General features: G+C 62.1%; 11 protein-coding genes. All 11 read right to left on the minus strand.

All coding sequences use genetic code 11. The annotated features are described in order from the left end of the window. The 11 genes from QZ709_RS12250 to QZ709_RS12300 all read right to left on the minus strand — a co-directional run bounded on the left by QZ709_RS12250 (position 1) and on the right by QZ709_RS12300 (position 9,114). Positions 1-240, minus strand: coding sequence for a sulfurtransferase TusA family protein (locus QZ709_RS12250; protein ID WP_294637593.1), 240 nt, complete (start codon positions 238-240; stop codon positions 1-3). A 15-nt stretch (positions 241-255) separates the two neighbouring features. Then, on the minus strand, positions 256-1,158 hold the full coding sequence (gene cysM / locus QZ709_RS12255) for a cysteine synthase CysM (RefSeq protein WP_294637580.1): 903 nt from the start codon (positions 1,156-1,158) through the stop codon (positions 256-258). Positions 1,159-1,842: 684 nt separating this feature from the next. Next, positions 1,843-2,163 (minus strand): hypothetical protein, encoded by a 321-nt coding sequence (locus QZ709_RS12260; RefSeq protein ID WP_294637581.1) that lies wholly within the window; start codon positions 2,161-2,163, stop codon positions 1,843-1,845. Further along, complete coding sequence (locus QZ709_RS12265; RefSeq protein ID WP_294637582.1) at positions 2,160-2,570, minus strand: M15 family metallopeptidase; 411 nt, start codon at positions 2,568-2,570, stop codon at positions 2,160-2,162. Before QZ709_RS12265 ends, QZ709_RS12260 begins: the two co-directional genes overlap by 4 nt. Continuing rightward, positions 2,567-2,947, minus strand: coding sequence for a hypothetical protein (locus tag QZ709_RS12270; RefSeq protein ID WP_294637583.1), 381 nt, complete (start codon positions 2,945-2,947; stop codon positions 2,567-2,569). The genes QZ709_RS12265 and QZ709_RS12270 overlap by 4 nt, the downstream gene beginning before the upstream one ends. 270 nt (positions 2,948-3,217) lie before the next feature. After that, entirely contained in the window at positions 3,218-4,336 is a 1,119-nt protein-coding gene (locus tag QZ709_RS12275; RefSeq protein WP_366937168.1) for an exo-alpha-sialidase, read from the minus strand. Beyond that, positions 4,333-5,238 (minus strand): hypothetical protein, encoded by a 906-nt coding sequence (locus QZ709_RS12280; protein ID WP_294637584.1) that lies wholly within the window; start codon positions 5,236-5,238, stop codon positions 4,333-4,335. The genes QZ709_RS12275 and QZ709_RS12280 overlap by 4 nt, the downstream gene beginning before the upstream one ends. A gap of 72 nt (positions 5,239-5,310) precedes the next feature. Beyond that, complete coding sequence (locus QZ709_RS12285; protein WP_294637585.1) at positions 5,311-5,589, minus strand: hypothetical protein; 279 nt, start codon at positions 5,587-5,589, stop codon at positions 5,311-5,313. Then, entirely contained in the window at positions 5,586-6,836 is a 1,251-nt protein-coding gene (locus tag QZ709_RS12290) for a hypothetical protein (RefSeq protein ID WP_294637586.1), read from the minus strand. The genes QZ709_RS12285 and QZ709_RS12290 overlap by 4 nt, the downstream gene beginning before the upstream one ends. Before the next feature lie 74 nt (positions 6,837-6,910). Continuing rightward, positions 6,911-7,795: a hypothetical protein gene (locus QZ709_RS12295; protein ID WP_294637587.1), complete on the minus strand. Its 885-nt coding sequence runs from the start codon at positions 7,793-7,795 to the stop codon at positions 6,911-6,913. Next, positions 7,792-9,114 (minus strand): hypothetical protein, encoded by a 1,323-nt coding sequence (locus QZ709_RS12300; RefSeq protein ID WP_294637588.1) that lies wholly within the window; start codon positions 9,112-9,114, stop codon positions 7,792-7,794. Before QZ709_RS12300 ends, QZ709_RS12295 begins: the two co-directional genes overlap by 4 nt. Between the last annotated feature and the right edge of the window lie 395 nt (positions 9,115-9,509).

The raw sequence follows: 9,509 nt of genomic DNA on the forward strand, positions 1-9,509 counted from the left end.
TCAGCGGCGGCGCAGCAGGTGGATGAACTCTTCGCGGCCGTCAACTTCGTCGGCCTGCTGGTCGACCAGCTCATTGCCGGTCTGGCGTGCGAAGGCCTGGAAGTCGCGCACGGAGCCGGGGTCGGTGGCAACCACCTTCAGCACATCGCCGCTCTGCATGTCGGCCAGGGCCTTCTTGGCCTTGAGAATGGGCAGCGGGCAGGTCAGGCCGCGTGTGTCGAGTTCTTTGGCGATGGCAATGGACATGGCTGGGGCTCAGGCTGGGAAGACACCGGTGGAGAGGTACCGGTCGCCTCGGTCGCACACGATGAAGACGATGGTGGCGTTGCTGAGATTCTGCGCCAGTTGCAGCGCGGCCCAGCAGGCGCCGGCAGCCGAGATGCCGCAGAACAGCCCTTCTTCGCGGGCCAGGCGGCGGGCCATGTCTTCGGCGTCGGCCTGGCTCACGTAAATGAGTTCGTCGACGCGGCTGGGCTCGTAGATCTTCGGCAGGTAGGCCTCGGGCCACTTGCGGATGCCGGGGATGCGTGAGCCTTCCTGCGGTTGCGCGCCGACGATGCGCACGGCGGGGTTGCGCTCCTTGAGGAACTTCGACGTGCCGGTGATGGTGCCGGTCGTGCCCATGGCGCTCACGAAGTGGGTGATGCGGCCCTGGGTGTCCGCCCAGATCTCGGGGCCGGTGGTGTCGTAGTGCACCGCCGGGTTGTCGGGGTTGGCGAACTGGTCGAGCACCACGCCCTTGCCTTCGCGCACCATCTGGTCGGCCAGGTCGCGGGCGTACTCCATGCCGCCGCTCTTGGGGGTGAGGATCAGTTCGGCACCGAACGCCTTCATGGTCTGGGCGCGCTCGATGGACAGGTCTTCCGGCATGATGAGGATCATGCGGTAGCCCCGGATGGCGGCGGCCATCGCCAGCGCGATGCCGGTGTTGCCCGAGGTCGCTTCGATGAGGGTGTCGCCCGGCTTGATCTGGCCACGCTCTTCGGCACGGCGGATCATGTTGATGGCGGGACGGTCCTTGACAGAACCGGCGGGGTTGTTGCCCTCGAGCTTGGCGAGGATGACATTGCCGCGGGCGTCGTTGTCGGCACCGGGCACGCGCTGCAGCCGCACGAGCGGCGTCTTGCCGATGGCGTCTTCGAGGGTCGGGTAGTTCATGCCCGCTATTGTGGCAGGGAGCCAATGCCCGACGTGGTCAGGCGGCGTTGCTGCAGCGGCTGGTGCCCCGGGCCAGACTCGAACACCCTTGTTTGACAACGACTTGCGAAGCAAGAGGGAATTTTGAGGGAGAAACGCGCTAGAATTGACGCCTGACACCCCGGAAAGACGGGGGCTCTCACATCAGCGGCGGCGTGGATGGACACGCGCTAAGCAGACCATGGCCGTAGCGCTGCGGGCGTCGGATGAAAGAAGCCGGAAACATGGAGCAGGTATCAAGCCCTGCCCGCTGATGTGAGGGAATGCCCATTGGTGATGGGCTACGAGAAAGAGCAGTGCAACGAGCCGATCCTGAATCAGGACTGCGCGGCAAGCCGGGGATCACCTCCGGCCCCTCAACCTTCACGCATGGCGTTGAATCTGCCCATATGTTGCTGGCTGGGGTTGGGCAAATCCTAGGTGACATGATCCTAAGCCAGCCGCCAGCCGTGAGGGTTTTCGTGGGCTCTAGGCTACGCTGGCCGATGGTGCCTTTATCGGTTCGACTCCGACGACGATAGCGGCCCTCAGTCTTTGCCCAACGCCGCCTCCCGGCAGCGATTGAACCTCTGCGCCGCGTAGACCGACCACTGCAACAGGTCGCCCATGTCCTTGCCCTCAAATGGGCGCAGTTTGGGGCCGCACTCAATCTCCACCAGCGGACTCGGTGATGGTGCCGCTGATGGCGTCGTTGAGCAGCCCGACACCAGCGTCAGGCAGCACGCAATCGCGGTAGACAGTGTTGGTCTTGACTTCATGGGTGACACGCTCCGTGATGCGATCCTGTTGCGGGGTCATGGCTGCGATGGCTTTGGCGGTTGCCGTGAGTGCTGACCGCTGGCCCTCAAGCTCGGCGAGCCTGGCTGCATCCCGCTTGTCCGACTCAATCGTGATTCCAGCCTTGATGCCGAGTCCGAACATCAGCACAAGGGCCAGGACTGCGGCTGTGATGCGGGTTGGGCTCATGCCAGTTCCCAATGCGGAGAGTCAGTCTCACCTTTCTCTCGAGGCTTGCCGTTCGCGTTCCAGTCAGCGCCCCAGCGCACCGGAACGCCGAGTTCCTTGGATGCCGAGTACATGGCAAGCGCGATGGCGTCGAACTTGGCCGAGTCGTTCCAAAGGATCACGCCATCAGCGATGGGGGCCAGATCAACCGCCCGCCCCTCAAGATGCTTGCTCGCCATCGTCCACGTCACGATCTTGCCTGGCTTGGTTCGCCCCTGTGCGTAGAGTTCGGCCTGACGCTCTTTCGTGCGCAGACCTTCGACCACGAACAGGGTGAAAGGCAGCTTCTTCGCCGCCCGTCTCACGACAGACACAAGCGCGTCGTTCACGCCGACAAGGCGCTTCTCGGAGCGTTCGTCGAGGTTCATAGTCCCACCTTCCCGCCGATGGCATCGGCACCTTTGTCGCGGATCTTCTTCGCAAGGTTCTGGAGCATCCCGACCAGACCCCAGAACAGCCCGCCGAAGACAAACATCATCGGCAGCACGACAGTGCCGATCCAGTCAAGGATTTCCTCCAGGCCAGCGGCAGGCGGGGCCATGCCTGGGATGTAGTGAGCGGCCAGCCTCAGAACAGCGCCACCGACGAACACTCCGCCGATGCCTGCACCAATGGCCCTCCACCACGTCTCCCGCCTTGTCTCCGGGTGATACGCCGCGATGAACGCGGCCCCCACTGCGCTCGCCAGAAACATCCCGCCGAACTTCGCCGCGCCAACTGCCCCGGCTCCCGTTTCAATCGCCATGTGTTTTTCCATACGCGCCACGCACGTCATCTGTCCAATACCACCCGACACCACGGCTCATGTCGCGAGCCACCGGCCTATCAAGCCCATACCCCACCGCCATCTCCAGAGCCGCATCTGACGATGCCCGCGCGAGCGTGTAGCACTCGCGGGGCGTGAGATGCAGCCATGCGCAAACCAACTGAGCGCCATGAGCGCCCGAGGATCGCCGCCTGTTGGCGTTTTTCCTTGGGTCGGGGCTCATAGGGCAACAGATGGTATAGCTGGGGGTCAGACGCGTGTTGCGGATGTGATCCGGCGCGCGTGAGAACCAGCGACGTAGCCCGAAATCCGAGAGTCTGTGTAAGGGCGCATCAGCGCGTAATACACGCGGGTATCTGTCGCGTCGCCGTCATACCACGTCAGCATCCGCAGTGAGCGATCTGGCGTCTGTGCAACACCGGGGTATCCAAAATCACGCGAGACAGCACCGCGGAAAACTCGGAATGGCCGACCCAGATCACCCGCCAACAACTGCGCGCCAGTCACATTGCTGCACCAGATTTGAGACATGCTGTCAGGCTGATTTCTGCGGCTGCTCCAGTACAAATCATAGGTGCCGTCAGGATTTGCGATGCCGTCGAGATTGCCGTTGGTCATTTCCGTCGCGTCCGGAGAGCACAACTGCCACGGCGTCCACGTCAGACCATCGTCGGCGCTGACGCTGTAGCACGGCCGCATATTGAGGCTGTAGATGGCGTCAATCCGCAGGCGTGCGATGCAGACTATAGACCCGCCGACTTCGAAAAAACGGCCCTCAACCGGAGCGTTTGTCGAGACAGCGCCGCCCGGCAGCAAACTGCGGTCGCCGCCGACTGAGGTCCAATTTACAAGATCCGATGGCGATGCGTACCAAATCGACGTTGCGCCCGTTTCCATCGTCCGATGCAACAGCAATCTGCCCGTCGAGGTCTGAAACAGATGACTGCCGAGGTAGGGGTTAGACGCAGATCCGCCGACCTGCAACTGCCCCATATTTGCCCACGTCAGACCACCGTCAGTCGATTTTGAAATCCACGTCCCGCTGGTCGAGTCGCTTCCGAGGCCGCTTGTGCGCCGGACGAGTACGAGATAATCACCGCCCGACGTGATGACGAGCCCGTTTTTTTCCTTGTACCCGGTCGGCGCGTCGGCTGAAAGCGATACTGCGCGCTCGTCTGACCACAACAACGTGGCCGGGTCAAATGTCCGCATGTATACCCCTTGGTCAGACGCAACATGCGACGATCCACGGTTGTAGACGCAAACAAACACCCCCCGCGTGGCGTCATACCGCAGCGTACTGGGCCAGCACGTATACCCGGACCCAAACCCCAGCATCCGGTTGCTGATCTGGAGTTTCGCGCTCATCGCAGCACCACCATCATTTCGTTCACGCGGGGCGTCTGGGTGCTGCCGGACATCTGCTGAGTAAACGTCAGCAGGGTCTCACTATTGAGCGAGTCAACAGTGATATTGCTGGCAACCGTGGTATCGGTCGATCCCCAGATAAACGCTGCCGGAGCTGCTGTCGTGCCAGCCGCCGTAATCTGCGGGACCATCATCGGCCTCAGCTGAGTCGGCGACATCACGGCCAGGACGAACCCGAACATTTCCTGCGCGTTGGCCGCGCCCGCGCGGGAGACGATCTGAGCATCAGCAAACGTCCCGGTAGACCCGATACGCATGCGCGTCGTCAAAGTCTCCGTGCCAGCCGCAGTTTTTCCAGTGCAAAGCCGGACCTCGATCCGGTCACCCTCCGCCAAAAACCCGGCAGGGATGCGTGCTGCGGTTTTAACAAGCTGCTCGCTCGTCGTTGCAGCGAGCGTTACCGGAATATCGATGCGGTCCAACACAAACCCAGACTGCCATTTCCATCGCGCGCCCGTCCACGAAACTTCCATACCGCGCGGACCGCCAAAGTCGGTGACGAGCGCGACGTTGTAGCCGCTGTTGAGCGTCGGGGAGCCCAGAGCGAGGTCGGCTGTCGTGGCGGCTCGCAGCCCGGCCCACGTGCCCGCAAACCAGTAGGACGCCGCCACAGAGCCAGAGCCGGTGGAGATGGGGGAGCCGTCGTCGGTGACGAGCGAATTCTTCCGCTTGAACACGCGCTCCTTCTCGTAGTACGAGAACAAGCCAGTGGCGATGAATGCCGCCTCAAACGAGTCATCAACAAAACCGGACTGACCAGGCATCCAGCTTTGCTGAGTGCCGGTGATCGGCGTTTCAAAGTAACGGGCGGTGCCGTTGTACTGCAAGCGAACGAGGGGCATCGTGTGACCTCACAAATGAAAAAGGCCCGCCGAAGCGAGCCAGTCAGGAAAAAGAAAACCCGCCGAAGCGGGTTATTTGGATGCCGACTCGATTGCGGCGACGACATCAGGGTTTGATGAGAGAAAAGCCTTGAGCTTGTCGAGCGGCGGAACAACAGGCGCAGGCTCGACCGGTTCTGGTTGCGGCGGTTCCGAGAACACGCCGGAGTCGTAGAGCCAGCCCACTTGCACATCCGATCCGCACTCCACCCAGACGAGAGCGGGGTGGAACAACTCTGCAATGTTGCCGTCCGTCGCGAACAACTCGGCCACACGGCCATCATGAATGCGTGCGTAGGTCTTCATGGTCATGCGTACTCGTAAACGATCACAATTCCTCGGCGGCCTGCGCCGCTTGCAGCAGTACCGGCGATAACGCCAGCGCCTCCGCCGCCGCAGCCGTAACCGCCGCCAGCCAGGCCCTGCCCCACAGCGGCCGAGTTACCGGCCCGACCGCCGCCGCCGAACTCATTGCCACCACCCGTGCCGCCGAATCCAGTCAGGAATGAGCCTGAGTTGTAGCCGGCCCATGCGCCGCCTCCCGCGCCGCCCGACGAGGCGAACAAGAAAGAGCCCGACGGCGATCCGCCGTCTCCACCAAGGGCAGTCTGGATCACGCTACCGCTTACGGTGTGGCCTCCACCAGCACCACCAGTACAACTCAACAGCGATCCGAAGCTGGTGGTGCCGCCAGAGTTCCCAGGCCCGCCGGTAGAAGATGCCCCACCGGCTCCGATGGTCACCTCTCGCGCCGCGCCAATTTCGGCGGCCGTGAACAACGCGACCGCCGTCGCCCCAGCGCCGCCACCGCCGCCACCTAGCCCTGTGTTTGAACCCACAGACCCACCACCACCGGAGCCGCCGCCGCCAGCCATGCGAACAAGACACTGCTTCATCCCAGCCGCTGGCGTGTAAGTGCCGGAGTTTGTGAACACCAATACGCGAATGAGCCGACCGAAGCCCGCACCATCAATCGCCGTCTCCATTTGCGACTTGCGAACCAGCCCGTTAGCCGTTGATGCGTCGTCGTTGCGGCCCGGCCCGAACTTGTCGACGTAGAACCGATTGGTGCCGCCGATGAAGAAGGCGAAGGCGTCGGCGGCGCGGTCGTACGATAGAAAGTCGTTCGCGTCAAAGTTGAAGATGACCTTGCCGCCTGGTGCGTCATAGTTCCAGTAAACGCTTGCAGCCGCGTTCATTACGAACGAGTTCGCATACAAGGTTCCGCTGAATGTCTCAGTGCCGCCGCGAGGAACGCTCAGACCAATCGACCAGGCGGCAAGCGTGCCGCTGCCCGTGTAGCTCAGGACATTGACGGTCAACGAGCCGGTCGTGCTGTTGTAGTCAGTGATCTGACCAAACATCAGATTGGCAACGCTGGCCGAACTGGCGATGTAGACGAACGCGCCAACAACCCACGCCTTGCCCGCTTGAGTCGTAAGCGTCTTGGAGCCGGTGCCGATTGCAAGGCTTGTCGTGCTGGTGCCGGTCGTGGCTACCCTCTGCAAGGACTGCTCAAGCGAGTTTGCTGCCTCACCGAAAGCAGGCAAAGCGGCCAAGAACGCATCAGCACGCGCGGAGAAGTTCGCCGGGTCGTCACGCGACGGCGGCGTCGGAAGGGTAGGCAATGGCATCAGGAAAGCCCCTCAATGGTCAGGCTACAGTTGCTGAACTCTGGGTAGGCCACATCAATCGCGAACTCCTTGAAGAAGCCGTAGACGATTGATTGGTCATAGGACGTGGATGCAATCCACACGACGGGGGTGGCGCGGATCAGAGCCAAACGGCGCGACACCTCATCCACATCAATGGCATTGACAACCACAGGCACGGTCATGCGCTTTGCAAAGGCGCGCTGCGTGACAGTCGTAGCGCCGTAGGCGTCGGTCGTCTTGACTGAGTAGTCAATGATCCCGAGGCTCATGCCGAAGCGCGAGCGGCCAACGGTGAACACAGAACCTGCGGCCACAGTGCCTATGGAAACAGGACCGGAGCCGTTGACCGTCACGGTGATCTGCCCAGCCGAATACGGAGGAAGATCAGTCAGGACGACAGTGCTCTTGCGAACTATGTCGTTGAAGAAGTACGTGTCCCAATCGTTGACGCCATAACCTGTGTTCAGGCTCACAGTCCGGCTGTAGACAGTCGTGCCGCCGTTCGTCATGGTCACGGTCACGCTGTTGCCGGTGATGTCCAGCAGAGCAATGCCGCGCACCATGCCGGGCGCGATGGTTACCGTGATCGAGTCCGTTGCAGTGCTCAGCGTCCCGGTCGCACGGTCGAACATGCACCAGCGGTTCGTCGGTCCAATCCTGATCCAGTTGGCGGCGTCCACATCCGGCGATTGCGCACTCGTCCCAGCGACAAGCCGCTGATAGATGCTGTGCGTCGACGCCAGCACCACGCGAGCGCCGACAGCGTAGGCAGTTGCCGCATTCCACGCCGGATGGTCAGTCTCGGCGATGGAAGACGACACCAACATGCTGTCGGTGATCGCAACAGGGGTCAGAAACTTCATACGGCCACCGTGTTGATTGCAGTCCCGTCGCGCGTCACGCTGTCAAGCGTGCGAGCGGTGCGGCCCGTGTTCGCTGCTACCGTCGTCATGCCGATGCGCTGCTCCTCGCGGTAGGCTGACAGTTCGGCCCGCATGGCGCGAATCTCAGCAGCCGTTCCGCCGTCCTCGCCGCGCAGAATCCGAGCGGTCTCCGATGCGTCGAAGATCCGCGAAGGGCCAGTCGCCTCAAGCTCAGGGCCGTTCTCGCCAACCACACGCCAGCCACCACCGAACGAGCCACCAGAGGCGAAGCCCGGCACGTAGTTCGTCGGGTTCTTGATCGCCTTCAGAGTCTCTTCCAGGCTCGCCAGCGTCTGCGCTTGGATCGTCGCCACGTCGATGCTGCTTTGAGCAGTGGCTTCAGCGGCCTTGAGCAGGCTCTTGCTCAGATCGGGGAGAAGGTCGATTGCAGCCTGATCGCCAGCCCGAGCCTTTGCCGTGTTGATCGCAAAGGACGCCTGAAGCTCTGCGAACGATTGGGAGCCAGTCGAGCCGGTCAGGCCCTTTATCCGCTCAATCTCCGACTCGATGCCGCTGCCCACATCGGTCAGCGCATCCAGCAAATCGCCGAACGCTCCGCTCAGGCTCAGCACCTGACCGAGCAGCAGTTGCCCGGCGTCGGTGCTGGTGTCGATACCCTTGACGAGCGACACGAAGCCGGACGCCGAGGCAGGCAGCGACAGGCCGAGATTCGAGAACTGCTTGGACAGCTTCGCGGCGCTGATCGACACCTTCTCTGCTTCGGACAGGAAGCCGCCTTCGAACGCCGCCACCGAGTCAACCAGCGACTGCAAGCCGCCAGCACCTTGCAGCAGAGAGAACGAAACCGCATCAGCATCCAGCCCGAGCAGTTTGAACGACAGCCGAACATCCGTCAGGGACTGGTAAGCCTCAGTGATTTCCGATGCGGACCCGTCGATTGCCGAGATGATGTCGGCGATGCCGGTCATGCCCTCTACGGCTTTGATCGAATCCCGCGCCAGCTCAGCAGCGACATCGCCCTGCTTGTCCGTGATCTTCGTGTAGTCGATGGCCGTGACGCCAAGCCGCAGCAGCGCCGAGCGAGCCTCTTCAAGACCGGACGCCACTCGGACAACGGTCTCAAAGTACCCTTCGCCGACCTTCTGAAACGCCGTGAGCCCGCTGATTGCCGCCGAAGCAATGTTGTCACCGGCGGCACTGAACACAGCCGTCAGGCGCTCCGAAATCTGCTCACCGCTCAGGCCCTTCAGATCAATGCGGCCGATGCTCACGACAAAGCCGTTCAGCTTTGCTTTCACATCGTCCAGCGACAGACCCAGCGGGCCGGATGCGGCAATCAGCGAGTCAGTGAAGCTCTTGAAGATCTTGGTGACTTGGTCCTCAAGCTGGGCGTCTGCCTCGGTGTAAACCGTCTTCAGCTTCTTGCTCGTCGTGAACCCGAAAGCCTTGCTCTTCTTCTCGATGTCTGTGTAATACGAGGCATCGAATCCGCTTGTCAGGATGTCAGCGAGCGACTGACCTCCTGCGGCGATACCCTGCCCCTTGATGCTGGTCTTGGTTCCGAACAGATTCGATACGACGCCGCCGATGGCCTTGTTGAGCCCGCCTAGCTGACCTGCCCCCCACCAGCCGTACCAGTCTTAAGTGAGTGAAGTCCGTCAACCACCAGGAGAATGACGGACATGAAGAAGAG

Origin of the sequence: uncultured Aquabacterium sp., assembly GCF_913773725.1 — a bacterium.
Taxonomy (GTDB): Bacteria; Pseudomonadota; Gammaproteobacteria; order Burkholderiales; family Burkholderiaceae_C; genus Aquabacterium.